24 protein-coding genes are annotated in these 24,535 nt (G+C 68.3%); 9 read left to right on the top strand and 15 right to left on the bottom strand.

The annotated features are described in order from the left end of the window. Positions 1 to 125: 125 nt before the first annotated feature. Both BLR05_RS27635 and BLR05_RS27630 read right to left on the bottom strand, forming a co-directional pair. Positions 126 to 794 (bottom strand): LysR substrate-binding domain-containing protein, encoded by a 669-nt coding sequence (locus BLR05_RS27635; protein ID WP_353615676.1) that lies wholly within the window; start codon positions 792 to 794, stop codon positions 126 to 128. Positions 795 to 812: 18 nt separating this feature from the next. Then, a complete protein-coding gene (locus tag BLR05_RS27630; RefSeq protein ID WP_353615675.1) occupies positions 813 to 1,103 on the bottom strand; it encodes a LysR family transcriptional regulator in 291 nt (96 codons plus the stop codon). Between the two features lie 125 nt (positions 1,104 to 1,228). Between BLR05_RS27630 and BLR05_RS13960 the strand changes: the two genes are divergently transcribed. Together BLR05_RS13960 and BLR05_RS13955 are read left to right on the top strand one after the other, a co-directional pair. Continuing rightward, a complete protein-coding gene (locus BLR05_RS13960) occupies positions 1,229 to 1,639 on the top strand; it encodes a nuclear transport factor 2 family protein (RefSeq protein ID WP_092835182.1) in 411 nt (136 codons plus the stop codon). Positions 1,640 to 1,847: 208 nt separating this feature from the next. Beyond that, positions 1,848 to 3,176, top strand: coding sequence for an aminotransferase class I/II-fold pyridoxal phosphate-dependent enzyme (locus BLR05_RS13955; protein ID WP_092835180.1), 1,329 nt, complete (start codon positions 1,848 to 1,850; stop codon positions 3,174 to 3,176). Between the two features lie 34 nt (positions 3,177 to 3,210). On the opposite strand, the gene BLR05_RS13950 is transcribed toward BLR05_RS13955, so the two are convergent. The 4 genes from BLR05_RS13950 to dinG form a co-directional block, all read right to left on the bottom strand. Further along, positions 3,211 to 3,879, bottom strand: coding sequence for a 3'-5' exonuclease (locus BLR05_RS13950; RefSeq protein WP_092835178.1), 669 nt, complete (start codon positions 3,877 to 3,879; stop codon positions 3,211 to 3,213). A 43-nt stretch (positions 3,880 to 3,922) separates the two neighbouring features. After that, complete coding sequence (locus tag BLR05_RS13945; RefSeq protein WP_092835176.1) at positions 3,923 to 4,132, bottom strand: hypothetical protein; 210 nt, start codon at positions 4,130 to 4,132, stop codon at positions 3,923 to 3,925. Between the two features lie 80 nt (positions 4,133 to 4,212). After that, on the bottom strand, positions 4,213 to 4,710 hold the full coding sequence (locus BLR05_RS13940; protein ID WP_053843668.1) for a pyridoxamine 5'-phosphate oxidase family protein: 498 nt from the start codon (positions 4,708 to 4,710) through the stop codon (positions 4,213 to 4,215). Between the two features lie 169 nt (positions 4,711 to 4,879). Further along, positions 4,880 to 7,105, bottom strand: a complete 2,226-nt coding sequence (gene dinG / locus BLR05_RS13935; RefSeq protein ID WP_092835174.1) for an ATP-dependent DNA helicase DinG — start codon at positions 7,103 to 7,105, stop codon at positions 4,880 to 4,882. Between the two features lie 134 nt (positions 7,106 to 7,239). Here dinG and BLR05_RS13930 point away from each other — a divergent pair, with 134 nt between their 5' ends. After that, on the top strand, positions 7,240 to 7,542 hold the full coding sequence (locus BLR05_RS13930) for a hypothetical protein (protein ID WP_092835272.1): 303 nt from the start codon (positions 7,240 to 7,242) through the stop codon (positions 7,540 to 7,542). Between the two features lie 33 nt (positions 7,543 to 7,575). Here BLR05_RS13930 and BLR05_RS13925 read toward each other — a convergent pair whose 3' ends face one another. The 9 genes from BLR05_RS13925 to dnaA form a co-directional block, all read right to left on the bottom strand. Then, positions 7,576 to 8,976, bottom strand: coding sequence for a homoserine dehydrogenase (locus BLR05_RS13925; RefSeq protein ID WP_092835172.1), 1,401 nt, complete (start codon positions 8,974 to 8,976; stop codon positions 7,576 to 7,578). 267 nt (positions 8,977 to 9,243) lie between these two features. Next, a complete protein-coding gene (locus BLR05_RS13920; RefSeq protein WP_092835170.1) occupies positions 9,244 to 9,504 on the bottom strand; it encodes an ATP-binding protein in 261 nt (86 codons plus the stop codon). 69 nt (positions 9,505 to 9,573) lie between these two features. Then, a complete protein-coding gene (locus tag BLR05_RS13915; protein ID WP_092835168.1) occupies positions 9,574 to 10,011 on the bottom strand; it encodes an OsmC family protein in 438 nt (145 codons plus the stop codon). 141 nt (positions 10,012 to 10,152) lie between these two features. Further along, complete coding sequence (locus tag BLR05_RS13910) at positions 10,153 to 10,578, bottom strand: YkgJ family cysteine cluster protein (RefSeq protein WP_092835166.1); 426 nt, start codon at positions 10,576 to 10,578, stop codon at positions 10,153 to 10,155. A gap of 139 nt (positions 10,579 to 10,717) precedes the next feature. Beyond that, a complete protein-coding gene (locus BLR05_RS13905) occupies positions 10,718 to 11,095 on the bottom strand; it encodes an RNA 3'-terminal phosphate cyclase (RefSeq protein WP_353615674.1) in 378 nt (125 codons plus the stop codon). Positions 11,096 to 11,339: 244 nt separating this feature from the next. Further along, complete coding sequence (locus BLR05_RS13900; RefSeq protein WP_092835164.1) at positions 11,340 to 12,344, bottom strand: restriction endonuclease; 1,005 nt, start codon at positions 12,342 to 12,344, stop codon at positions 11,340 to 11,342. Positions 12,345 to 12,446: 102 nt separating this feature from the next. Next, positions 12,447 to 15,080 (bottom strand): DNA topoisomerase (ATP-hydrolyzing) subunit B, encoded by a 2,634-nt coding sequence (gene gyrB, locus BLR05_RS13895; protein ID WP_092835162.1) that lies wholly within the window; start codon positions 15,078 to 15,080, stop codon positions 12,447 to 12,449. 73 nt (positions 15,081 to 15,153) lie between these two features. After that, positions 15,154 to 16,272, bottom strand: coding sequence for a DNA polymerase III subunit beta (dnaN, locus tag BLR05_RS13890; protein ID WP_092835160.1), 1,119 nt, complete (start codon positions 16,270 to 16,272; stop codon positions 15,154 to 15,156). 278 nt (positions 16,273 to 16,550) lie between these two features. Further along, positions 16,551 to 17,972, bottom strand: a complete 1,422-nt coding sequence (dnaA, locus tag BLR05_RS13885; RefSeq protein ID WP_092835158.1) for a chromosomal replication initiator protein DnaA — start codon at positions 17,970 to 17,972, stop codon at positions 16,551 to 16,553. 362 nt (positions 17,973 to 18,334) lie between these two features. Between dnaA and rpmH the strand changes: the two genes are divergently transcribed. From rpmH to mnmE, 6 genes are all read left to right on the top strand, one after another. Beyond that, a complete protein-coding gene (gene rpmH, locus BLR05_RS13880; protein WP_092835156.1) occupies positions 18,335 to 18,469 on the top strand; it encodes a 50S ribosomal protein L34 in 135 nt (44 codons plus the stop codon). A gap of 151 nt (positions 18,470 to 18,620) precedes the next feature. Continuing rightward, entirely contained in the window at positions 18,621 to 19,151 is a 531-nt protein-coding gene (locus BLR05_RS13875; protein WP_092835154.1) for a ribonuclease P protein component, read from the top strand. Continuing rightward, positions 19,148 to 19,465 carry a membrane protein insertion efficiency factor YidD gene (gene yidD, locus BLR05_RS13870; RefSeq protein ID WP_092835152.1) on the top strand — a complete coding sequence of 106 codons (318 nt, stop codon included), beginning with the start codon at positions 19,148 to 19,150 and terminating at the stop codon, positions 19,463 to 19,465. Before BLR05_RS13875 ends, yidD begins: the two co-directional genes overlap by 4 nt. Then, on the top strand, positions 19,462 to 21,156 hold the full coding sequence (yidC, locus tag BLR05_RS13865) for a membrane protein insertase YidC (RefSeq protein WP_092835150.1): 1,695 nt from the start codon (positions 19,462 to 19,464) through the stop codon (positions 21,154 to 21,156). The genes yidD and yidC overlap by 4 nt, the downstream gene beginning before the upstream one ends. A gap of 160 nt (positions 21,157 to 21,316) precedes the next feature. Beyond that, the gene (locus BLR05_RS13860; RefSeq protein ID WP_092835148.1) at positions 21,317 to 22,903 is read left to right on the top strand and encodes an ABC transporter substrate-binding protein; all 1,587 of its coding nucleotides are present in this window, start codon (positions 21,317 to 21,319) and stop codon (positions 22,901 to 22,903) included. Between the two features lie 114 nt (positions 22,904 to 23,017). Beyond that, positions 23,018 to 24,466, top strand: coding sequence for a tRNA uridine-5-carboxymethylaminomethyl(34) synthesis GTPase MnmE (gene mnmE, locus BLR05_RS13855; RefSeq protein WP_092835270.1), 1,449 nt, complete (start codon positions 23,018 to 23,020; stop codon positions 24,464 to 24,466). The last annotated feature ends 69 nt before the right edge of the window (positions 24,467 to 24,535 follow it).

The raw sequence follows: 24,535 nt of genomic DNA, 5'->3' as shown, positions 1-24,535 counted from the left end.
CGGCACGGGGGCCGGATCAGCGGGCAACGGGGATGGCAAACGCAGGCAGACCCCGGCCAGGCACTAGGCCTAGAGCTAGGGTGGATAGGATGCGGCTGCGTTGCATGGTGTGCGGGACTGAGCGTTCATGCTAGCACAGGCGGTGTGCGACGGTAAAGCCCTGGCTGAAAACACCGCATCTGCGGCCGCCGCCCGGCTGCCGTGTGCTCCAGTGCGTCAGCCGGCGCTCCCTTCGGGACGGCCCTGCCCCATGGTCCCAGGGAGTCCTGCGGCGCAGCGCCCAGAGCCAGCAACTGCCGCACCAGGCCGGGCGCCAGCTTCGATGGCCGGCGTGCCGGCTCGAACAGCCACATGTCATACAGCGGCAGGGATTCCTGCAGCAGGAGCGGCACCAGCGCGCGGGTTTCCGCTCCGAGCAGCGCGGGATGCGGCACCACCGCGAGCAGATCGGTCTGCGCCACCAGCCGCAGCATGCTCGCGAAATCCGGGCAGTGCACGGCCACGCGCGGCGGCGGCATGCGGCGCACGCGGTGGGCTTCCGCCAGTACGTCCACGGGCCCGTTCACGCTGGGCTCCACGCGCGCCCAGGCCGCGCCCCGCAGTGCCTTCAGCGACCGTGCGCCAGCCAGCGGATGGCCGCGCCGCGCATAGGCCTGCGGGCGCGGCGCAATGACCCAATCGACCGTGCCTTCCAGGAGGCTCGCCAGCAGGCGGCCCTCGTCGACGCAGGCCAGTTCGAGCGAGCGCCGCGGCCGGCCTTCGCACCAGCCCGCATACAGCAGCGGGCTGCACACCAGAGCGGCCGAGGGGGGTCACGCCGGCGCGCAGCACCCGGGGGCTGCCGGGTGCCGGCCCTGCCCGCCGGGAACCAGGGCTTCGATGCCCTCGGCCAGCGGGCGCGATTCCGCGGCCACCCGCAGCGCCAGCTCCGTGGGCACGCGGCGGCGGCCTTCCCGCACCAGCAGCGGTGCGTCGAACCGGGCCTGCAGCATGCGCATGCCGTGGCTGACGGCCGGCTGGGAAACGCCGCACACGCGGGCCGCGGCAGCAAACGAACCGTGTTCGATGACCGCGCGGAGGTAGGCGAGATGGGGTAGATACATCGATGCCATTTATGTATCCACTGCGCCAATGCTTGCCTGCGCGGCGGCGGGCGCAGATGCTGCGGGGGCATTTCCCCCTTCCCCTTCCCTTCGTTCATTGCTTCCCTGCCCGGAAAGGCTCTTCGATGACCCAGCTCCAGCTCGCCACCGTGAAAACCTACCTCTCCCGCCTGCATGCGGGTGACACCGAAGGCCTGATCGCCTGCTTCGAAAGCGAAGGCCTCGTGCACTCGCCGTTCCTGGGGACCATGCGGGCCCGCGAATTCTTCATGAAGCTCGCAGCATCCTCGGCCGCCAGCGTGATCACTCCGATCGACCTGCTGGTCTCTGCCGAGCCCGAGGCGGGCCTGGTGCGCGTGGCCGCCTACTTCCGGTACGACTGGACGCTGAACGACGGGCGGATCGTCCATTTCACCTGCGTGGACGTCTTTCGCTTTGCCGAAGGCAGCGCCGAAATCCAGGACATGCACATCGTCTACGACACGCACCCCCTGCGTGAACAGGTGGGAGACAAATACGCCCCCGATCCCGCGTGAGCATCTGCCGCCTCTTGCGCGCCGCCCTCCCTCCCCCCATGCCACGGCCCCGGTTTTCCGGGGCCTTTTTTCTTGCCCTTCACCATCTCGCGCAGCGTGTTCGGGAAATTTCCCTTGAGCCATGCGAGAAGCAAATCCCGCCCTGGGGCCGTGTGAAACCAATGTATCCATACAAATTGGATTTGTACTAATACATTAAAATGAATGTATGAAGACAATGAATTTCGGTGGCTCGTCGGCAGCGGAAATTGCGGACAGCATCGAATCCCATCTGCGCTCCGGAGCGCTTTCGTGCGGGGATGCGCTGCCGGCGGTGCGTCTGCTGGCCCGGCAGCTGGACGTCAATCCGAACACCGTGGCCGCCGCCTATGCGCGCCTGCGCGATGCCGGCCGGCTGGTGACCGATGGCCGCCGCGGCACGCGGGTGGCCTCGGCCCGGCCCCCGGTGGCCGAGGCGATGGCGCTGCCCACCGGCCTGCGTGATCTCGCCGGTGGCCATGGGGATCTCGCCCTTCTTCCGCGGCTCCCCTCCGACGGCTGGCAGGGTGTGCAGCGGGATGCAGGCCCCGTCTACGACGGGTCCGCCGAGGTTCCCCTCTGGCGCGAAGTGGCGCTGGAGTGGCTGGACAGCCAGGGGTTGCCCCACGAGGCCACGGGCGTGTTTTCGGGCACGCTGGATGCCGTGGAAGCCGCATTGCGCCACCATGCGCGCCCTGGCGATCGCGTCGCGGTCGAAGATCCCTGCTGGCCCCCGATGGCCGCGCTGCTGCATGCGCTGCGGCTGAAGGCTGTACCCCTGCCGGTGGACGCGCAGGGCGTCCAGGTGCCGTCTTCCGAATGCCTGGACGGCTGCGCCGCGCTGGTGCTCACGCCCCGCGCCCACAATCCCACGGGCTGTGCGATCTCCGAGCCGCGGTGGAAGGCCCTGCGCCGCCTCCTGCATGGTCGCCCCCACCTGCTGTGCATCCTGGACGACCACTGGGGGCCGCTCAGCCAGGAGCCGCTGGCCCCGGCGGCCGCACTGCCCCCGCTCTGGCTCTACGTCCTCTCCGTGGGCAAGATCCTCGGTCCGGACGTGCGCGTGGCGCTCGCGGCCGGCACACCGGGGCTCATCGATGCCATGCGTGCCCAGCAGGGCGCAGGTGCGCGATGGGTCAGCCGGCTGCTCCAGGCACTGGCTGCCCGGCTCTGGCGGGATGCCCGGCACTCAGGCCAGCTCGCCCGGGCAGCCCAGGCCTATGGGCGGCGGCGGCAGGCAATGGAGTTCGCCCTCCGATCGCAGCCGGCAGATCCGGTGGCCACCGGGGCCATGGCCGGCGAGGGACTGCATCTGTGGATTCCGGTACGTGACGAAGGCGCCGTGCTGTCCTCGCTGGCAGCCCGGGGCTGGGCAGCGCAGGCGGGGGCGCCTTTCCGCATCGCCAGCGGCCCGGCGGTGCGCATCAGCCTGGGTGATCTCGCGGGTCCGGAAGTCGGGCCCCTGGCGCGTGACTTGGCCAACGCCCTGGCGCCCGTTGCGGCCAGGCCGGTGTTCTGACTGGTCGGTGCCGTGCGCGAACCGGCATAGATTTTCATGGAAGCGGGGTCACCGGCTCGCTGCGGGAGGCGTTCTGCCACAGGTCCCCGCCCGAGGCATGCCGTGCCAGCAGTTGGTCCATCCCCTTGCGTGCGCAACGCTGCAGCAACGCGAGCAGCGCATGGCCGGGATCGGCGATGCCATAGCGGGTGCGGAGGTCGTGCTGCATGCGCCCCAGCAGTGCCGCAGCCATTTCCGCATCGGCCAGCGCACGGTGGGCGCGCGCCGCGGAAGGCAGGCCGAGGTGCGCCACGATGCGCCCGAGCTGGTGGCTCGTCGCCTCGGGATACAGGCGCCGGGACAGCAACACCGTGCAGGCGAAGGCGTGGGGCGAGGGCAGATCCGCACGGGCGAGCTCCGCCGCCCAGAAGCGGCTGTCGAACGAAGCGTTGTGCGCCACCATGGGCGCATCGCCCACGAAGCGCGCGGCCTCGCGCATCACGGACTCGGCCGGCGGCGCGGTTTCCAGCATGGCGGGCGTGATGCCGGTGAGCTGGATGATGAAGGGGGGCAGCCATGCCCCGGTCTTCATGAGGCTCTGGAACCGGTCCACGGACCGACCCTCTTCCATGAGCACGATGGCTACTTCTGTGGCCCGCGCGCCCTGCGAGGGCGTCATGCCGGTGGTTTCGAAATCGATGACGGCGATGCGGGAAGAAGGCATGGGGCGATTGTCGCCCCTTGCTTCAAAGCGCGTTCGGCGCCACTCAGCCCGCCCCGCGGCCACCGCCGCCGGTGGACGGACCGCCGCCGCCCTGGCGCGACTGCACCTGGTTGCTGCTGCCCACGTGCGCATCGCGGTCGTGGCGGCTTTGCGGCGTGCGCTGACCTTCGTTGCGCTGCGTGGGTTCCTGGTGACCTTGCTGGTTGTGGCCGTTCTCGACCTTGCCCTTGCCGGGCTGCTGCTTGTCGGACATGGCGTATCTCCTTCCAGTGTGTTCAGGGAACGGAAAAACGGCGGCGCGAGAGGCACCGCCGTGTGCGACGGCCGGGCAGGTCAGGACAGCGACAGTTCCCTGTGCTCGCCCATGTTCGGCGGATTGCCGGTGACGGCCGCCTTGGCCATCTTGAAGAGCTGGGTCATCTTGCTTTCCTTCACGTCCCAGTACTCGGCGTGCTGGATGCGGATCACCAGCAGCGCTAGGTTGGGGTCGTCGATGCCCTGGGGGAACCAGGCCTTGGCCGCGGGCGACCACAGCGCCTCCTTGCGGGCCTTGTCCTCGATGAAGCCGGCCGTGCCGGACAGGGACACGTAGCTGTCCTTCTCGGGATTGGCATAGGTGACATTCGTCTGGGCATCGGCTTTCAGGCGCTGGGCGAGCTCGCCGTCGTGCGGAATGAAGAAGTACAGCTCCGAGTGCTCGTCGATGTCCTTGTTCTGCGTGGTCAGCGGGTGCGCATGCAACTGTCCCGTGGCGGAACGGTGCGTGAGCATGCCGAAGCGGATGTCCTTGATCAGCTTCCAGAGCGTGGTCTGGGGGGAATCCTGGGTCATGGGAGAGCCTCCGGTAGGGTGCGTTGCCGGGCGCGGGGCGGCCCGGTGTGGAAACCCACTGTAGGCCGCATGCAGTCCTGCCGGGGTCGGCCCTGCCGCCGCATGGCTGTCGGGTGCGTCCGACACCGCGGCGCCGGTAGTCAGCGCCCTGACGCCGCGCCAGTGACCGCTACGACGCCGCGCGGCGCTGCAGCGTGAAGGGCGGCAGGCCCTTGAGCAGCCGCTGGCCGTAGGCCGTGCGCACCAGGCGCTTGTCGTAGCAATAGACGTGGGCGCGGTCTTCCTCGGTACGGATGGCGCGCCCCACCCACTGTGCGAGCCGGATGGCCGTGGCGGGCACGACGAGTTCGCTGAACGGGTCGCGTCCCGCGCCGCGCAGCCACTCGGCGCGCGCCTCGCCCACCGGGTCGTCCGGCGGCGCGAAGGGCAGCTTGGTGATGAAGAGCGATTCGCAGAGCGCCCCGGGCAGGTCCAGCCCCTCGCCGAAGGACTGCATGCCGAAGATGATCGACGGCTCGCCCGCCGCCACGCGCTCGCGGTGCCGGGTCAGCAGCTGGGAACGCGGCATCTGGGTCTGTACCAGCACCGTGCTGCGCATGGCGGTGGGCAGCGCATCCACGGCCTGCCTCATCTGGTCGCGCGAGGTGAACAGCACCAGGGCACCGGCCTCGACCATGGCCAGGTCGCTCAGCAGCGCATCCACCATTTCAGCGGTGTAGTCGGCCGCCTGCCGTGGGTCGGCCTGGGTCTCGGTGGCGACGAGCGTGCCCTGCAGCGCATAGTCGAAGGGGCTGGGCACCTCCAGGGTGGTCACCGCGTCGTCGCCGTGCAGGCCGGCCTCGCGCAGGAAGAAATCGAACTGGCCGCAGCTCGTGAGCGTGGCCGATGTGAGCACCGCTCCGCGCACGGCCGACCACAGGTGGTTGCGCAGCGTATTGCCTGGCAGCACCGGGCTGGCATGTGCCTTCACGACGATGAAGTCGCCATCCACCGCCAGCGTGAACCACTTGGCTGCCGGCACGGCGCCTTCGGGTGCGTCCTGCAGCAGCAGTTGGGCGGTATCGTGCACGCCCTCCAGGCGCGGCGCGAGCGCGCCGATCTGCGCATAGAGCGTGGACAGGCGCCGCGCCTCGTCGGGTTTGTCGCGCATTTCCGAACGCAGCGCCTTGGCGATGGCGCGCAGCGCGTCCAGAAAGCCCGCTGCATGGTGCGCCACCTGGCTGAAAGGCTCCACCAGCGCCTTGGGCAGCGCGCCGCCCGATACACGCGCGCGCGTGGGCGCTGCGGCCGCAGGAATGCGGGAGGACTGCGCGGATGCGGTGCGCCCTCCGCCCCAGGCGGGCCGCGGAGCGCGCAGCTCGTCGCCGTACACGTCCATGACCATGCGCGCCGCATCCTGCAGCGCGGTGCGCAGCCGGGCGGAATGGTTGGGGATGTCCGCCACTTCCTCGACTTCCATCAGCATGCCGATGCGTAGCGCGCGGCTCGCGAGCTTGTCGATCCAGGTCAGCCGGCTCAGGTCCGCCTCGCAGGCGAACTGGTCGAGTGCCGTGGAGGGCAGGTGGTGGGCTTCGTCCACCACGAGCAGGCAGTTGTCCAGCTCGGGCAGCAGCCTCGCCCCGATCGAGGACAGCAGCAGGTCGTGGTTGGCCACGATCACCTGAGCGGCCACCAGGGCCTTGCGCCGGTCGTAGTAGGTGCACTGGCTGAAGGCCGGGCAGTGCTTGCCGGTACAGGAACTGGCCTCGGCCGCCACCGGGCCCCAGACCTCGGGCTCGGGCGGGGACTCGAGCGTGTCGCGGTCGCCGTCCCACGCGCCGCGCACGAGCACGTCGGCCATGGTGGCGTAGAACTTCATGCGCGCCTCGGTTTCATGGCGCGGGCGGGCGGCGCGGGCTGCAGCCTCTTCCTCGGCGAACAGGTCGTCCTCGTGCCCCTCGTCGCCCGATTCGCCCGTACCGGCCAGGCGCTCCAGCTTGAGCTTGCACACATACCGGCCGCGCCCCTTGGCGAGCGCGAACTGGAAGGGCTGGGACATGCGGGCGGCGAGTGCTGGCAGGTCCTTCTGCACGAGCTGCTCCTGCAGCGCCACGGTGGCCGTGGAAATCAGCACGCGCGTTCCGCGCGCCAGCGCCATGGCGATCGCCGGCACGCTGTAGGCCAGCGATTTGCCCACGCCCGTTCCGGCCTGCACCACGGCAATGGAACGCGCAGGCGGCGGTGGCGCGCTGTCGCCGTCGTCGGCCTCCACCTTGCCGAGCTGCGCCCGGGCGAACGTATGCGCCACCTGCTCGGCCATGCGCCGCTGCCCGCCGCGGCTGCGGAACCCCTCGGTGGCCTGCACCACCGCATCGAAAGACTGCAAGGCCTGTGTGGCCCACTCCTGTTGAGACATACAGTGGTAGTGTACCGGCCAGGCCAGGGCGCGGTGGACTACAGACGGGGCGCGGCACGCTTTCTAGCATCAGGAGAATGCACCCGACCTGCCTGCAAGCTGCCACTACCGGCGGCGCCCACAAGGAGATTCTCATGTCCCAAGCCCCCCGTTCCTCCGACCAGCAAGGGGCCGATCCCACGGCCTCCGCGCGCGTGCCCCAGCGGGTCGAGCGCCGCATTGACACCACGCAGAAGCATCCTGCCCCGGATGCCGAGCAGCAGAACCTGAACAGCCCCGAAGCGCGCCTGCCCCACGAACGCGACCAGGCCGTGAACATGACGGACGGCAAACCGGATCCGGAAATGAAGCAGGCCCATGACGACCTGGAGCGGGGCCTCAAGGACACCGACCGTGGCGCCCCGGCCCACGAGGCCTACCAGAAGCAAAAGCGCTGAGCCTGCCTGTGCCCTGGTACGGCCTGCCGGTCGTCATTCCAGGCTTTCGACCCGCAGGTGCGCCGGCGTTCCCTCGCACCAGTCCGCCTGCGCGGCGTGTTGCAGGACGTCGCGAACGGTGCCGTCCCGCGCTGGCCCCGTGAGCGCCAGCAACTGCGCATGGAAGTTGCCTTGGCCTTGGGGGCGCCAGGCATCGAGCCGTTCCACGGCGACACCGGCCTGCTCCAGCCATTGCGCCAGGGCGGCGGGTGCGGTCCCCTCGGCACCCTCGCGCAAGGGAACGCGCAGGTAGTGCCGGGTCACCACGTCGTCCATGCGCAGCACGGGGCGATCCAGCAGTGCCGCGCCCGGCACGCCCAGCGGAGGCACCGTGCAGCGGATGGGGCCGCCGGCCTGCGCCACGGTCTGGCGCGCCAGGTCCACCAGATCGGCGACCACGGCGGAGGCGGTCGGCTCCGCTCCCGCCCCGGCACCGTAGTGCAACGCGATGCCCTGCGCGTCCCCGCACACCAGTACGGCGTTCATCGCCCCTTCCACCTGCGCGAGCAGGTGCGTGGCGGGCACCAGCGCAGGATGCACCCGCAGCTCCACCGATTCCTTCTGTCGCCGCGCGATGCCCAGCAGCTTCACGGCATGGCCCCACTCCCGCGCCGCAGACACGTCCAGTGCGTCCACGCCGCGGATACCCTCCACATGGGCGCGGTCGAAACAAACCGGGGTGCTGAAGGCGTTGGCTGCCAGCAAGGCGGTCTTGTGCGCGGCATCGATGCCGTCCACGTCGAAGGTGGGATCGGCCTCCGCATAGCCCAGGGCCTGGGCTTCCGCCAGCGCATCGCCGAATGCCAGGCCGGCCTGGCGCATGCGGCTCAGGATGTAGTTGCTGGTGCCGTTCACGATGCCGGCCAGCCATTCCACGCGGTTCGCCGCGGCACCTTCGCGCAGCGCCTTCACGATGGGGATGCCACCGGCCACGGCCGCTTCATACGCGAGCGGCACGCCACGCGATTCGGCCTGGGCGAACAGCGCATTGCCGTGCACCGCCAGCAGCGCCTTGTTGGCCGTGACCACGGGTTTGCCGAGGCCGATGGCCGCCGACACCCATTCGCGCGGAGCATCCGTGCCCCCGGCCACCTCGAGCAGCACGTCGATGCCGGGGTGCGTGGCCAGCGACAGCGGATCGCCGGTGAGCTCCACGCCAGCGGCCGCTTCGCCGAGCACGCGCCTGGCGCGTGCCAGGTCGCGGGCCGCCACCGCCACGATCTCGATGCCCCGGCCCGCGCGCGCAGCGATCTGCGCCTGGTTGCGGGCCAGCACCTGCCAGGTGCCCAGGCCTACCGTGCCGATGCCGATCATGCCCACGCGCAGGGGGCGCAGGCCCGCTCCGCTAGCGGGGGCGGCGTCAGGAAGGGGACGCCATTGGGGGTCGTTGAACATCGGGTCACTCTCTTTCTCTCGAACAAAGGGCGCTATGGCCCGGAAATGAAAAACCCGGCGGTCGGGCCGGGTTCGTTCGAGGAGGGAATGACACCAGGCGACCGTCGGAACGGCCACCCAGCGCGCAGGCTAGGCAGCCGCGGTGGTAATGGTGATCATCGTCATTCGCACGCAGCAGACCGCTGCCGCAGCCACGGGGGCGCGGAACAGGGGGCTGGGGGTGCGTGCGAACGACATGGCGATGCAGTGTACAGGATTGCCGGGCATTCACCGCGGCCCGGTGCGCTCCATCCGGATGGCATCGAAGGGGCAATGAACGGCGCACAGGGCGCAGCCCGTGCAACCCGCCGGGTCGTGCAGTATCGACCGCTTGGGGCCCCAGAGCGGCGAAGGTGCACCTTCCCGGCCAGGGCTGCCCTCCGTACCCAGCGACAGCACATGCGGTGCGCACACCGCCACGCACCGGCCGCAGCCCGTGCAGCGGTCGGGATCGATGGCGGGCAGGGCTTTCGGTGCGGGAGGGGACATGGGCGGCTGGCAAGGCGATGGCACGCCACGGGCGCGGCGTGTTCCCGCAGATGATGCCAGCCCGGCCTGTCAGCCCACGAGCTGTGCGTCCAGCGTGATTTCCGGTACCCCGGCGAGCGCCTTCGAGAGCGGGCAGTTGGCCTTGGCGCCGGCCGCGATCTCCTGGAACTTCGCATTGTCGATGCCCGGCACCCTGGCCTTGAGCGTGAGTGCGATGCGGTCGATCTTGAAGCCTTCGCCTTCCTTGGCGAGGCGCACCTTGGCGGCGGTGTCGAGCGTCTCCGTGGCGATGCCGGCTTTCTCGCAGGCGAATGCGAACGCCATGGTGAAGCAGGCGGCATGCGCCGCGCCGACGATCTCTTCCGGATTCGTGCCCGTGCGGTCGTCGCCGAAGCGGCTGCCGAAGCCGTAGGGGTAGCTTTTCAGAGCGCCGGTCTCGGTGCTGATCTGGCCCTGGCCGGTCTTGCCGGCGCCTTGCCAATGGACGGAAGCGGTTTTCTCGGACATGCGGACTCCTTTGCAGTGGGTGGGACAAACCCTCATCACAGCATGGCTCAGGGCGCGTGCGCGTGGGCGCAGGGAGCGCCCTCGGCCCCGTCCGCGTCCTACAGTTCAGTTCGACTCTTCCATGGAGCGCGCGGGCCGCGCTCAGCGCTGCCGTCCGCCGCCCTGCCCCTGCGCGGCCGAGCCATAGGCACACCAGCCGGGGCGCGGGCTCTTCTTCTGCGGGTGCAGCCGGCAAGTCTCCGGCCGCACGTCGTATACCGTGCAGCGCCGCGTGGCCGCATCCAGGAAGTGGCAGTCGCCGCTGGCGCGCCGGGCCATGGTGAACACCACGTTCTTGTGGTTGAAGTGGTCGATGAGCCGCGCCTTCTGCAGCCGTTTCGCGATGTGCCGCGGCTCCTCGTGCTCGGCCTCGAACGCATCCACCAGCCCCAGCCGCACGAGGTCGGACAGCTGCACCTCCAGCGGCATGGTGCAGCAGTTGGCCGCGCAGGTCGCACACAGGCCCGCGCGATAGCGGGTCCAGGTGGCGGGGTTGTCGACGTTGACGATGGAAATCGGGGAGCGCATGGCGGGGCGGGATCGGCAGGCAGGCGATTGTCGTTCACCCTGGGGAACCTCTGCACGCATCGCCGCGCCGTGTGCATCTGCGGATCGGACGGTCCCGTTCCACAGCGCACACTTTCCGCTCGATGCGTGCAGAGGTTCCCTAGCGCGGCTGTGCGCGAACCGTCCAGTGGCTGCCCGTCCCTTCCACCGCAAACCGTACCGGCAGGATGCGTTCGATCACGTCGAAGTGCGTAGTCGCGTGGGTGGTCAGTTCCGTGCAGGTGTAGGCCGCCCCGCGCTGGCGCTGCCATACCGCCAGGGCCAGCGGCAGCGCCCACTGGTCCGCCAGGAGAGGGCCCAGTGCCGCATCGCTCGCCAGGTAGGCCTGTACGTCGTGGGCCAGTTCCCGTGCCACCTCTTCCGCGCTGGTGCCCTTCACGCCGAACTGCGTGAAAACCTCCGTGACTTGCCCGTACGCCAGCGTGGCCATCAGCGCATTGCCCGGTCCCTCATGCGGGCGGCAAGGAGCCAGGCGCAATTGCTCCCGGCCCCAGCCCAGCTCCGCGCCCAGGTGCTCCAGTTCGCGCCGGCCATGCCCTGGTGCCAGAGCTATGGCAGCGATCGAGGGGCGGCTGGTATCCCACCGACTTGGTCAACCCGCCACTTCAAAACGACTCGCCTTGGCGTCAAACGGTATGGCAAGGCGCGCAGGGTTGGCTGGCGAAACCAGTGCCTACGTACATGGCAGCGGTTGCCAATGCAGGATCGGCCACCGAAGAGGCTCAGGCAGGCCAGTAAAGCTTGCGCAGAGGTACCAGTCGTTGGGTCTGGCTGTCGGCCTGCTCGTAGTGTTCCAGCAGGGTTTTGACCAGATCGTCCAGGTCCATCAGGGTGACGGGAATGCGGCCTCGCTCGGCTTCATAGCGGGCGTCCTTCGTGAAGCCTCCGGTGCTCACATACAGGCCCTTGTCGCGTTCATGGGGTCCGCCCAGGAAGCTGCGAATCTCTTGCGATCCCATGGCGGTTGCGCGGTGCTTGACCTCGACCACGATGCGCGGGTCTTCGAACCCCAGCCCGTCGCGCGAGGCCACGATGTCTTTGCCCCGGTCGGAGCCGCTGGGCGAGATGCGGGTTTTGTAGCCCATGGCGCGCAGCAGGCCTGCGACGAGCTCCTGCATGTCGGACCAGTCCAGCGCGTTGACGCGGTCCTTGATGAACTCCAGCGCCTGGTTCTGTATGTCCTTGTATTGCTCGCTCACCTGAACGGCGGTGACTTCAGGCGGCGGCGCGACGGCGCTGGCAGGCTGGGCCGCCTGTCGGGCCAGCTCCTGGCCCACTTCAAGAGGCAGCTGGAACAGCGTGGAAATGGAGCCCAGGCTGTTTCGCGCGCCAACGGTGAGGCTGTCACGGTCAATCGAGCCGCGCCATTGCACGCGCCTGCGGTTGGGGTAGCCATTCGTGCCTGCAGGTACGTACTCGTAGTCCCCTGCCACCGTTCCGAGCAGATAGCTGCGTGTGCTGGGGTTGTAGGTGACGACGGGGTCGCCGACCTTCATTTCGCGCACGAACCGATATGTCTGGCCGGCGTAGCTGCTCAAGGTGCCTGCCGAGACATGGGGATGGGCCTCTGCCGCGGCTTTCTGGAAGTCGGCACGGCTGAGCATCCCGCTCATGTCACCCATTTCTTCCCAGCCGATCGCCACGATGCCTTGGCTTTTGAAGTCGTCGAAGAGGAATCCTCCCTCGCCGGCTCTCACCATCCAGTAGATCGCTGTCTCTCCGTTCATTGCGCACTCCCTCCCTGAAGTCGGCCACATGGTTATGTAAGGGATGGCCTCACCTGGGGACCTTACGCTCAAGCTGGAAAGCCCCGTTTGCTAACAACGACCTCAAACGTCAATATTCCCCGCCCTCAACGCATTCGTCTCAATGAAGTCTCGCCGCGGCTCGACCTCATCCCCCATCAGCATCGTGAACACCCGGTCCGCCTCGATCGCGTCCTCGATCTGCACGCGCAGCAGGCGGCGCACTTCGGGGTCCATAGTGGTTTCCCACAGCTGTTCGGGGTTCATCTCGCCCAGGCCCTTGTAGCGCTGGCGGCTGGTGGTGCGTTCGGCTTCCTTGATGAGCCAGGACATGGCCTGGCGGAAGTCGCCCACTTTCTCTTCGCGCTGGCGCTCGCCTTCGCCGCGCAGCACCTTGGCGCCTTCGCCGAGCAGGCCGCGGAAGGTGTGGGCGGCTTCGGCCAGGGCGGCGTAATCGGCGCCGTGCACGAAATCCTGCGTGATGACGCTGCTCTTGATGTTGCCGTGGTGGCGGCGGCTGATGCGCAGCACGGGCTTGTCGGTGCGGGCGTCGAATTCACCGGCCACTTCGGCGGGCACGCCGGTGGTGGTCAGCTCGCGCAGCTTGGCCTGCAGGGCGACGGCGCTGGCCTCGGCGTCTTCCACGGTGTCGAGATTCAGCGAGACGCCGTCGGCGATGGCGCGCAGGGCCTCGCGGTCCATGAAGGCGGAGAGGCGTTCGATGACGGCCTCGGCCACCTGGTGCTTCTGCGCCAGGGTGCTCAGGGTTTCACCATCGAGCGTGCGGGCCTGCTCGCCGCCGGTGGTCACGCTGGCGTCGCGCAGGGCCACGCGCAGCAGGAAGGTGTCGAGCGCGGGGCCGTCCTTCAGGTAGAGCTCTTCCTTGCCGTTCTTCACCTTGTAGAGCGGCGGCTGGGCGATGTAGATGTGGCCGCGCTCGACCAGTTCGGGCATCTGGCGGTAGAAGAAGGTGAGCAGCAGGGTGCGGATGTGCGCACCGTCCACGTCGGCATCGGTCATGATGATGATGCGGTGGTAGCGCAGCTTGTCCACGTTGAAATCGTCCGCGCCGCTCCTGCCGGTGCCGTCGGCGCTGGCCTTGCCGATGCCGGTTCCCAGGGCGGTGATGAGCGTGAGGATTTCGTTGGAGGTGAGCAGCTTCTCGTAGCGCGCCTTCTCCACGTTCAGGATCTTGCCGCGCAGCGGCAGGATGGCCTGGAACTTCCGGTCGCGGCCCTGCTTGGCGGAGCCGCCGGCGGAGTCACCCTCGACGATGTAGATCTCGCTCATCGCCGGGTCTTTCTCCTGGCAGTCGGCGAGCTTGCCGGGCAGGCCCATGCCGTCGAGCACGCCCTTGCGGCGCGTCATTTCGCGGGCCTTGCGCGCGGCCTCGCGGGCGCGGGCGGCTTCCACGATCTTGCCGCAGAGGATCTTGGCGTCGTTGGGGCGCTCTTCCAGGTAGTCGGTGAGGGCTTTGGCGACGATGTCTTCCACGGGCGCGCGCACCTCGCTGGAGACGAGCTTGTCCTTGGTCTGGCTGCTGAACTTGGGCTCGGGCACCTTCACGGACAGCACGCAGCACAGGCCTTCGCGCATGTCGTCGCCGCTCACCTCGACCTTGGCCTTCTTGGCCATCTCGTTCTGCTCGATGTACTTGCCGATGACGCGCGTCATGGCGGCGCGCAGGCCGGTCAGGTGGGTGCCGCCGTCGCGCTGCGGGATGTTGTTGGTGAAGCAGAGCACGGATTCGTTGAAGCCGTCGTTCCACTGCATGGCCACTTCCACGCCGATCTCGGTGCCGGGGATGCCGCCGTAGGTCTCGGCGGGGCGGCTGCCCGTGGCGTGGAAGGCGTTGGGGTGCAGCACCTTCTTGCTGGCGTTGATGAACTGCACGAAGCCCATCACGCCGCCGCTGCCTGCGAAGTCGTCTTCCTTGCCGGTGCGCTCGTCCTTCAGGCGGATGCGCACGCCGTTGTTCAGGAACGAGAGCTCGCGCAGGCGCTTGGCGAGAATCTCGTAGTGGAAGTCGTAGTTCTCCTTGAAGATCTCGGTGTCGGGCAGGAAGTGCACTTCCGTGCCGCGCTTGTCGGTCTCGCCCGTCACGCGCATGGGCGAGACCTCGACGCCGTTCACCGTCTCCAGGATGCGGTTCTGCACGAAGCCCTGGCTGAATTCGAGCAGGTGCACCTTGCCGTCGCGGCGCACGGTGAGGCGCAGCATCTTGCTGAGCGCGTTCACGCACGAGACGCCCACGCCGTGCAGGCCACCCGAGACCTTGTAGCTGTTCTGGTTGAACTTGCCGCCCGCGTGCAGTTCGGTGAGGGCGATCTCGGCGGCCGAGCGCCTGGGCTCGTGCTTGTCGTCCATCTTCACGCCGGTGGGAATGCCGCGGCCGTTGTCCACCACGCTGATGGAGTTGTCGGAGTGGATGGTGACGACGATGTCGTCGCAGTGGCCGGCCAGCGCCTCGTCGATGGAGTTGTCCACCACTTCGAACACGAGGTGGTGCAGGCCCGTGCCGTCCGACGTGTCGCCGATGTACATGCCGGGGCGCTTGCGCACGGCCTCCAGGCCTTCCAGGATCTGGATCGCGCCTTCGCCGTAGCCGTCGCTGGGCGCGGCGGCCTGGGCGGGCACGGAAGCGGGGGCTGCGACGGACTGCGCTTGGCTGTCGCCCGTGGGAAGGGTGGGCTCGGGCAGGGTGTTCTCAGCGGTCATGGAAGGCCTTGGGGTCCGGGGAAGCCGCGTGCGGCTTCCGGTGGGGTCGAAAGAAAGTCAGGGGACCGGTGCGTCAGATGCGCATGGGCATCACGACGTACTTGAAGTTGTCGTTGTCGGGGATGGTCATCAGCGCGGAGCTGTTGCCGTCGGAGAGGTCCACCTTCACCATGTCCTGGCCCATGTTTGCGAGCGCGTCGATGAGGTAGGTGACGTTGAAGCCGATCTCGATGGTGTCGCCGCCGTAGTCGATGTCGAGCTCGTCCACGGCCTCTTCCTGCTCGGCGTTGTTGGACGCCACGCGCAGGGTGCCGGGTTCGATGTTCAGGCGCACGCCCTTGAACTTGTCGCTGGTCATGATGGCCGTGCGCTGCAGGCTGGCCAGCAGCGGCGCGCGGCCCAGGGTGACGCTGTTCTTGTGGCCCTTGGGGATCACGCGGTTGTAGTCGGGGAACTTGCCCTCGACCAGTTTCGTGACGAACTCCATGCCGCCGAAGGTGAACTTCGCCTGGTTGTTGGCGAACTGCATCTCGATGTGGGGCTGGTTCTCGCCGCCGGCGTCCGACAGCAGGCGCTGCAGCTCCAGCACGGTCTTGCGCGGCAGGATGACTTCCTGCTTGGGCACTTCCACGTCCAGCGTGGCGCTCGCGAAGGCCAGGCGGTGGCCGTCGGTGGCGACCAGGCTCAGCGTGTTGCCCTCGGCCACGAACAGGATGCCGTTCAGGTAGTACCGGATGTCCTGCACCGCCATGGCGAACGACACCTGGCCGAGCAGGTCCTTCAGCACCTTCTGCGGCACGCTGAAGACGGGGCCGAAGGCGGCGGATTCCTGCACCAGGGGGAAGTCCTCCGCCGGCAGCGACTGCAGGGTGAAGCGGCTCTTGCCGCCCTTGAGCACCAGCTTGGACTGCTGCGACTCCAGGCTCACCGTCTGGTCGGCGGGCATGGTCTTCAGGATGTCGATCAGCTTGCGCGCGCCCACGGTGGTGGTGAAGTCGCCCGTGTCGCCGCCGAGTTCGGCGGTGGTGCGGATCTGGATTTCCAGGTCGCTGGTGGTGAGCTGCAGGGCATTGCCGGTCTTGCGGATCAGCACGTTGGCCAGGATGGGCAGCGTGTGCCGGCGCTCGACGATGCCCGCGACCGATTGCAGTACCGCGAGAACCTTGTCTTGTGTTGCCTTCAGGACGATCATGTCTTCAACCCCTAGTGATTTGTGCGACGGTGCCGGGCCGCCCGGCGGCTGCGTGAGCGGTGTCTTTGCCGGCACCCCTCGGCCAACCTGGCATTTTGCCCGGGAACCGGGGCATTTCCTGGGCGCGGGCGGGCTTCACCGTGGTCTTGTGGTGGCGGGCCGTCTTGGAGCGGCTGACAAAACCCAGCGAAGCGGTTCTGGCTAGGCGCTGCATCGCAGGCAGTACGGGCAGTACGACAAGATGGAGCAACGACGCCAGAAGGGTTTTGTCAGCCGCTCTAGCCCTTGAGCGTCTGCTCCAGCACGTGCAACTGCTGGTTCAGCTCGGTCAACTGCTGCCGTTCGCCCGCGATCTTGCGCACCGCGTGCAGCACCGTCGTGTGGTCGCGCCCCCCGAAAAGCTCGCCGATCTCGGGCAGGCTCTTCTGCGTGAGCTCCTTGGCGAGGTACATGGCGATCTGGCGCGGCCGGGCGATGGAGGCGGGGCGCTTCTTGCTGTACATGTCCGCCACCTTGATCTTGTAGTAGTCGGCGACGGTCTTCTGGATGTTCTCCACGCTGATCTGCCGGTTCTGGATGGACAGCAGGTCGCGCAGCGCCTCGCGGGCGAGCTGGATGGAGACTTCCTTCTGGTTGAAGCGCGAATAGGCCAGGATCTTGCGCAGCGCGCCTTCGAGCTCGCGCACGTTGGAGCGCACGTTCTTGGCGACGAAGAAGGCGACCTCCTCGGGCATCTCGGCGCTCTCGGCCCGGGCCTTGTTGATCAGGATGGCCACGCGCATCTCGAGCTCGGGCGGCTCGATGGTGACGGTGAGTCCGGAGTCGAATCGCGAGACGAGCCGCTCGTGGATGTTCGCCAGGCCCTTCGGATAGGTGTCCGAGGTCATCACGATGTGGCTCTTCTTGGCCAGCAGCGCCTCGAAGGCGTTGAAGAACTCCTCCTGTGTGCGGTCCTTGTTGGCGAAGAACTGCACGTCATCGATCAGCAGCAGGTCGAGCGAGTGGTAGTGCGCCTTGAATTCGTCGAAGGTGCGGCGCTGGTAGGCCTTAACCACATCCGAGACGAACTGCTCGGCATGGATGTAGAGAACTTTGGCGTCGGGCTTGTCCTGCAGCAGGCGGTTGCCCACGGCATGCACCAGGTGGGTCTTGCCCAGGCCCACGCCGCCGTAGATGAAGAGGGGGTTGTACAGGTGCCCGGGCGAGCCCGCGACGTGCATGGCGGCGGACCGCGCCATGCGGTTGGCCGTGCCCTCCACCAGGGTCTCGAAGGTGAGTGCCGGGTTGAGGCGCGAGCGGAACGGCGCGGCCGTGGGTTCGTCCGCCGGAGAGGCGCCGATGGGCGTCTCGGCAGGGGCCATGGGTTGCTGCGCCACGGGGCGGACCACCGTGCGGGTAACGCTTTCCCGCTGAGCGAGCGCTAACTCCAGCGTGACCGGCTGGCCGTACAGGCCCTCGAGCAGCGCAGTGATGCGGCCCGCGTACTGGGCGCGGATCCAGTCGAGCTTGAAGCGGTTGGCCACCAGCAGGGTGACCTTGGAGAAGTCGGGGGCGACCTGGGCGACGAGCGGCTTGATCCAGGTGTTGAACTGCTGTTCGGGCAGGTCCTGCGCGAGCTGCTCGACACAGGCTTGCCACAGCCCCTGGCCGGGATCGGCGTCGGTGTCGAAGTCGGGGCTGCGGGAGGGTTCCTCGGTCATGAAGGCGGGATCTTTTTGTGGATAGGAGGAACGGATCAGGGCCTGGGATTGTAGCTTTTCAAGGGGTTATCCACAAGCTGGGCGGGGTGGCCGCGGGCCTGCTATAACCGTGCACCCGCCGGGCATCTGCAGCCCGAGCATTGCCACTTGCCGCCAAGCCTGTGATAATCGCCGGTTTCCCTGAATGCGTTCAGGGCGATGAAGCCCGGGCGGCTTCCTGCCTTGCTGCTTTGCTTTGCGATGCAGCGGTTTCGAGGCAGGCGGCGCGTGCGGCTCGCGCGGCACTTTCTGAGTGGTCCGCGCAACGGGTCCGGCCGATCGAAGCCGGGCCTGCAAACCCAAGAACCTTCGAGGAATCGATCATGAAACGTACCTACCAGCCTTCCAAGACGCGCCGCGCGCGCACCCACGGTTTCCTCGTGCGCATGAAGACGCGCGGCGGCCGTACCGTCATCAACGCACGCCGCGCCAAGGGCCGCAAGCGCCTGGCCGTCTGATACGGCTTCGCGCTCAGGGAGGCCGCCGCGTTGCTCCGCCTGGCCGTGCTGCCGCACCGCTCGCCGCCGCGCGCTCCATTCGCCTCCCTGATTGCCGATCCGTATGAGGCCGCCACGGCGTCCCGCCCGTGACGCGGGCGAGGATGGTTCCATGCACCGGCTCAAGACCCGTCCGCAGTTCCAGGCCGCCATGGCCGGGGGAACCATTTCCCGGACGGCGCATTTCGCCCTGCACCGCCTGCGTTTCGATGCAGGCTCTGCCACCCTTTCCGACTCCCATCCAGGGCCCGGAGCCCTGCCGCAACGGCAGGCTTCGCAGGCCCTGTTTGCCGTGGACGATGCCGCGGGCCCGTGGCTGGGCGCGATGGTGCCCAAGCGCTGGGCGCGGCGCGCGGTGACGCGCAACACCATCAAGCGGCAGATCTACGCCGTGGCGCCGGACTTCGCGCCGCAGCTGGGCCATGCCGCGCACGTGGTGCGCCTGCGCACCGGGTTCGACCGCAAGCAGTTTCCGAGCGCGACCTCCGACGCGCTGCGGCGCGCCGTGCGCGAGGAGCTGCTGCAGCTCTTCGGGCAGGCCGTCCGCCCGCAGCGCGGCGGCAAGCCCGCTCCGTCGGCACGGCCTCCGGCATCGGCGGCCGTGCCGGCTCCCGCGCCCCTGCCGGAGGCTGCTCGGCCATGATGCGCTCGCTGCTCATGGCGCTGGTGCGCGGCTACCGTTTCTTCCTGAGCCCGTGGCTCGGTTCGGCGTGCCGGTTCGAGCCCACCTGCTCCGCCTATGCGCTGCAGGCGCTGGAGCGGCACGGCGCCGGCGCAGGCTCCTACCTCACCCTGCGGCGCCTCGCGCGCTGCCATCCGTGGTGCGATGGCGGCCATGACCCGGTGCCTGCCGAAGCGCCGCGCGCGACGCGCCTGCTTTCCCGGCTGGCCGAGCGGCCGGCAACGGCCGCCACGGCCGCGACCCCCACCCCTTCCTCTCCAAAGAAGTCTTCATGAACGACATTCGCCGTACCATCCTGTGGGTGATATTTGGCTTTTCCATGGTTCTGCTGTGGGACAAGTGGCAAGTACACAACGGCCACAAGGCCACGTTCTTCCCGGAGCCCGTGCCGGCCCAGGTGGCGTCCGCGCCGGCCGGCGGTGGCGCCAGCGCCCCGGGCAGCGTGCCGACGCCCAGCGCCGCGCCCGCGGCGGGTGCGCAGCAGGTGCCGGGTGGCACGGCGGCGGCCCCTGCCGCGCCGCGCGAGCGCGTCACCCTCACCACGGACGTGCTGCGCCTGACCTTCGACAGCGAAGGCGGCACCCTCACGCACGGCGAACTGCTGGGCTATCCCGACATGGCGGACAAGTCCCGCCCGTTCACGCTGCTGGACGACAGTGCCCAGCGCGTCTATGTGGCGCAGACCGGCCTGATCGGTGGGGCCGGCTATCCCACGCACAAGACGCCCATGTCGGTGGTGCCGGGCAACCGCACCCTGCAGGACGGGCAGAACGACATCAGCATCCGCTTCGAGTCGCCGGACCTGGGCGGCGTGAAGCTGGTCAAGACCTGGACGCTCAAGCGCGGCGCATATGACATCGCCGTGAAGCACGAGGTGGTGAACACGGGCACGGCGCCGGTGTCGCCGCAGCTGTACATGCAGCTGGTGCGCGACGGCAACAAGCCGCCGGGAGAGTCGTCGTTCTACTCCACCTTCACCGGCCCGGCCGTCTATACCGAGGCCAAGAAGTACCACAAGGTCGAGTTCAAGGACATCGAGAGCGGCAAGGCCGAGATCGACAAGTCGTCCACCAACGGCTATGTGGCCATGGTGCAGCACTATTTCGCCACGGCCTGGCTGCTGGCCGACGGCATCCAGCGCGACCTGTTCGTGCGCAAGGTGGATACCAACCTCTATTCGGTGGGCATGATCACCTCGGTGGGCGAGATCGCCCCGGGCCAGTCGAAGACGCTGGACGCGCGCCTGTTCGCCGGCCCGCAGATCGAGACGATGCTGGAGAAGCTGTCGCCCGGCCTGGAGCTGGTGAAGGATTACGGCTGGCTCACGATCCTGGCCAAGCCGCTCTACTGGCTGCTGGAACAGCTGCACAAGATCCTGAACAACTGGGGCTGGTCCATCGTGGGCCTGGTGCTGCTGCTCAAGATCGCCTTCTACTGGCTCAACGCCAAGGCGTATGCCTCCATGGCCAAGATGAAGGCCATCAACCCCAAGATCATGGAGATGCGCGAGCGCCTGAAGGACAAGCCGCAGCAGATGCAGCAGGAGATGATGCGCATCTACCGCGAGGAGAAGGTCAACCCGATGGGCGGCTGCTTCCCCATCGTGATCCAGATCCCGGTGTTCATCGCGCTGTACTGGGTGCTGCTGTCGAGCGTGGAAATGCGCAACGCGCCCTGGATCGGCTGGATCCGCGACCTGTCCTCGCCCGACCCGTACTTCATCCTGCCCCTGCTGATGACGGCCAGCTCGCTGCTGCAGACCGCGCTCAACCCCGCGCCGCCGGATCCGATGCAGGCCAAGATGATGTGGTTCATGCCGCTGATCTTCAGCGTGATGTTCTTCTTCTTCCCGGCCGGCCTGGTGATGTACTGGCTGACGAACAACATCCTGTCGATCGCCCAGCAGTGGATCATCAACAAGCGCATGGGCGTGCCGCCGCAGTTCAACCTGCCGAAGTTCCGCTGACGTGAACTGATCCGCTTCGCTGCGTGACCCGGACGCCGTTTTTCGGCGCGCCATCCGGGCAATCCCCAACGGCCACCTGCGTGTGGCCGTTGTCTTTTGGGTACGAGGATTGCTAGGCTAGTGGTCTTTCCATCGACCCCCTTTGACTGGAGGCTTGCAGATGAAGCAGCGTTTGAATTCATCCCTCGGAACGATCGCCCTCGCCGTGCTCCTCGGCACCGGTGCCGCCCATGCGGCCACCCTGCGCTGGGCCGGCGCGAACGACATCCTGACCGTGGACCCGCACGCGCAGAACCACCAGACCACGCATGCCTTCCTGCAGCAGGTGTACGAGAGCCTCGTGCGCTATGACAAGACCTACCAGATCGAGCCCGCGCTGGCCACGAAATGGACGCAGGTCTCGCCCACGCAGGTGCGCTTCGAACTGCGCAAGGGGGTCAAGTTCCACGACGGCGCCCCGTTCACGGCAGACGACGTGGTGTTCTCGCTCACGCGGGCGATGACGCCGCCGTCCAACATGCAGTCGTCGGTGCAGAGCGTGAAGGAAGTGAAGAAGGTGGATGACTTCACCGTGGACCTGATCCTCAAGGGGCCCAGCCCGGTGCTGCTGCGCGAGCTGACCGAGGCTCGGATCATGAACAAGGCCTGGGCCGAGAAGAACAATTCGGTGAAGGCACAGGACTACGCGGGCAAGGAAGAGAACTACGCCTCGCGCAACGCCAACGGCACCGGTCCCTTCATCCTGGTGGGCTGGCAGCCCGACGTGAAGGTCACGATGAAGAAGAACCCGGCCTGGTGGGACAAGCCGACGGGCAACATCGACGAGGTGGTGTTCACGCCGATCAAGTCGGCCGCCACGCGCTCGGCCGCGCTCATCTCCGGCCAGGTGGACTTCGTGCCCGATCCGCCGCCGCAGGATCTGGCGCGCATGAAGGCCAGCCCCGACATCAAGCTGATCGAGGGCGCCGAGAACCGCACCATCTACCTGGGCCTGGACCAGTTCCGCGACGAGCTGCCCGGCGCCGGCACGCCGGGCAAGAACCCGCTCAAGGACAAGCGCGTGCGCCAGGCGCTCTACCAGGCCATCGATTCCGCGACCATCCACAGCCGCACCATGCGCAACCTCTCGGTGCCCACCGGCACGATGGTGGCGCCGATGGTGCATGGCTGGAGCAAGACCCTGGAAGAGCGCGCCTCCAAGTACGACGTCGAGGCCGCGAAGAAGCTGCTTGCCGACGCGGGCTACCCCAACGGCTTCGCGATCAAGCTGGATTGCCCGAACGACCGCTACGTGAACGACGAGGCGATCTGCCAGGCCGTGACGGCGATGTGGACGCGCATCGGCGTGAAGACCACGCTGCAGACGGCGCCGATGTCGCAGTTCGTCACCCGCGTGATGAACAACGACGTGAACGCCTACCTGTTCGGCTGGGGCGTGGCCACGTTCGATGCGCTCTATTCGCTGGATTCGCTGATGTCCACGAAGGACGGCAAGACAGCGGCGGGCGTGTACAACGGCGGCCGGTTCAGCGATGCCAAGCTCGACGGCATGATCGGCCAGATCAAGGTGGAGATGGATCAGGCCAGGCGTGATGCGCTGATCGCCGATGCCCTGAAGCTGGTCAAGGACGAGTACTACTACCTGCCGCTGCACCACCAGATCCGCCCCTGGGCGATGCGCAAGGGCATGGACACGCCGCACCGTGCGGACGACCGCCCGATGCCCAACTGGACGACCCTCAAGTAAGCCGGGCCGGCGGACCGCGGGGAGGGCGCCCCGCGGCCCGTGCTGCACCGGGGGCGGGCTTATCATGCGCGCCTTCCCCCTCATCCCATGCCGCCGCCCGCGGCCGTTCCGCCCATGCTGCCGCGCCACACCGATCCCATCGCCGCCATCGCCACCGCACCGGGGCGGGGCGCGGTGGGCATCGTGCGCGTGTCGGGCCGCGGTGTCGGCCCGGTGGTGGAGGCGCTGTGCGGGCGTACGCTACGGCCGCGCGAGGCCACCTATCTGCCGTTCCGCGACGCTGCGGGCCAGTCCATCGACCAGGGGCTGGCGCTCTACTTTCCTGCGCCGCACAGCTACACCGGCGAGGATGTGCTGGAGCTGCAGGCCCATGGCGGCCCCGTGGTGCTGCAGCTGCTGCTGGCCCGCTGCCTGCAGGCTGCCGGCGAGCTCGACCGTGCCACGGGCAGGCCCCGCCTGCCCGGCCTGCGGCTGGCGCGGCCCGGCGAGTTCACCGAGCGCGCCTTCCTGAACGACAAGATCGACCTGGCGCAGGCCGAGGCGATCGCCGACCTGATCGACGCCAGCACCGAGGCCGCCGCGCGCAGCGCCAGCCGCTCGCTGGCGGGCGCGTTCTCGGAAGAGATCCACCGGCTGCGCGACGCGCTGGTGCACCTGCGCATGCTGGTGGAAGCCACGCTCGACTTTCCCGAGGAGGAGATCGACTTCCTGCGCAAGGCGGATGCCCACGGCCAGCTGGCGGCGCTGCAGCGCACGCTGGCGGAGGTGATGGGCCGCACGCGGCAGGGCGCGCTGCTGCGCGAGGGCATCAAGGTGGTGATCGCGGGCCAGCCCAACGCGGGCAAGAGCTCGCTGCTGAATGCCCTGGCCGGTGCGGAGCTGGCCATCGTGACGCCGATCGCCGGCACCACGCGCGACAAGGTGCAGCAGACCATCCAGATCGAGGGCGTGCCGCTGCACGTGATCGACACGGCGGGCCTGCGCGAGAGCGACGACGAGGTGGAGCGGATCGGCATCGAGCGCGCCTGGCAGGAAATCGCGGCGGCCGACGCGGTGCTGTTCCTGCATGACCTCACGCGCGCGGGCCAGCCGGATTACGAAGCGGCGGATGCGGAGATCGCTGCCCGCCTCGCCGGCATGGCGCCGGCGCAGGTGCCCGTGGTCGATGTGTGGAACAAGAGCGATCGCGCAGAAGGCCCCGCAGGGACCGCGGCAGGTGGCGCACCCGTGGCGGGCGTCCCCGGCCGTGCGGCCACCGTGCGCCTGTCCGCGCGCACGGGCGAGGGCCTGGACGGGCTGCGGCGTGTGCTGCTGGACATCGCCGGCTGGCAGTCTGCCCCGGAGGGTATCTACACCGCCCGCGCCCGCCACCTGGAAGCGCTGCAGGCGGTGGATGCGCACCTGATGGAGGCGGCAGCGCAACTGGCGTCCGACGGCCCCGCGCTCGACCTGCTGGCGGAGGAACTGCGGCTGGCGCAGCAGGCGCTCAATGCCATCACCGGGGAGTTCACGTCCGACGACCTGCTGGGGGTGATCTTCTCGAGCTTCTGCATCGGAAAGTAGCGCGCGCGGCAGCCGGTTTCCGTGGTGTGGATCGCGTGTGTAAAAAGACGTAATCCTGCCTTGTGTGCC

Origin of the sequence: Paracidovorax cattleyae, assembly GCF_900104515.1 — a bacterium.
Taxonomy (GTDB): Bacteria; Pseudomonadota; Gammaproteobacteria; order Burkholderiales; family Burkholderiaceae_C; genus Paracidovorax; species Paracidovorax cattleyae.
This window is presented reverse-complemented; position numbering and strand designations above follow the sequence as displayed.

Coding starts and splice junctions, on each gene's coding strand:
- BLR05_RS13945 (WP_092835176.1), bottom strand. CDS start 4,132: ATGTCCGACAAGCAGCAGCCCGGCAAGGGCAAGGTCGAGAACGGCCAC.
- BLR05_RS27630 (WP_353615675.1), bottom strand. CDS start 1,103: ATGTATCTACCCCATCTCGCCTACCTCCGCGCGGTCATCGAACACGGT.
- mnmE (WP_092835270.1), top strand. CDS start 23,018: ATGCTGCCGCGCCACACCGATCCCATCGCCGCCATCGCCACCGCACCG.
- dinG (WP_092835174.1), bottom strand. CDS start 7,105: ATGTCTCAACAGGAGTGGGCCACACAGGCCTTGCAGTCTTTCGATGCG.
- dnaA (WP_092835158.1), bottom strand. CDS start 17,972: ATGACCGAGGAACCCTCCCGCAGCCCCGACTTCGACACCGACGCCGAT.
- yidC (WP_092835150.1), top strand. CDS start 19,462: ATGAACGACATTCGCCGTACCATCCTGTGGGTGATATTTGGCTTTTCC.
- BLR05_RS13925 (WP_092835172.1), bottom strand. CDS start 8,976: ATGTTCAACGACCCCCAATGGCGTCCCCTTCCTGACGCCGCCCCCGCT.
- BLR05_RS13950 (WP_092835178.1), bottom strand. CDS start 3,879: ATGCCTTCTTCCCGCATCGCCGTCATCGATTTCGAAACCACCGGCATG.
- BLR05_RS13960 (WP_092835182.1), top strand. CDS start 1,229: ATGACCCAGCTCCAGCTCGCCACCGTGAAAACCTACCTCTCCCGCCTG.
- dnaN (WP_092835160.1), bottom strand. CDS start 16,272: ATGATCGTCCTGAAGGCAACACAAGACAAGGTTCTCGCGGTACTGCAA.
- BLR05_RS13940 (WP_053843668.1), bottom strand. CDS start 4,710: ATGACCCAGGATTCCCCCCAGACCACGCTCTGGAAGCTGATCAAGGAC.
- BLR05_RS13920 (WP_092835170.1), bottom strand. CDS start 9,504: ATGTCCCCTCCCGCACCGAAAGCCCTGCCCGCCATCGATCCCGACCGC.
- BLR05_RS13860 (WP_092835148.1), top strand. CDS start 21,317: ATGAAGCAGCGTTTGAATTCATCCCTCGGAACGATCGCCCTCGCCGTG.
- yidD (WP_092835152.1), top strand. CDS start 19,148: ATGATGCGCTCGCTGCTCATGGCGCTGGTGCGCGGCTACCGTTTCTTC.
- BLR05_RS13955 (WP_092835180.1), top strand. CDS start 1,848: ATGAAGACAATGAATTTCGGTGGCTCGTCGGCAGCGGAAATTGCGGAC.
- gyrB (WP_092835162.1), bottom strand. CDS start 15,080: ATGACCGCTGAGAACACCCTGCCCGAGCCCACCCTTCCCACGGGCGAC.
- BLR05_RS13915 (WP_092835168.1), bottom strand. CDS start 10,011: ATGTCCGAGAAAACCGCTTCCGTCCATTGGCAAGGCGCCGGCAAGACC.
- BLR05_RS13930 (WP_092835272.1), top strand. CDS start 7,240: ATGTCCCAAGCCCCCCGTTCCTCCGACCAGCAAGGGGCCGATCCCACG.
- BLR05_RS13900 (WP_092835164.1), bottom strand. CDS start 12,344: ATGAACGGAGAGACAGCGATCTACTGGATGGTGAGAGCCGGCGAGGGA.
- rpmH (WP_092835156.1), top strand. CDS start 18,335: ATGAAACGTACCTACCAGCCTTCCAAGACGCGCCGCGCGCGCACCCAC.
- BLR05_RS13875 (WP_092835154.1), top strand. CDS start 18,621: ATGCACCGGCTCAAGACCCGTCCGCAGTTCCAGGCCGCCATGGCCGGG.
- BLR05_RS13910 (WP_092835166.1), bottom strand. CDS start 10,578: ATGCGCTCCCCGATTTCCATCGTCAACGTCGACAACCCCGCCACCTGG.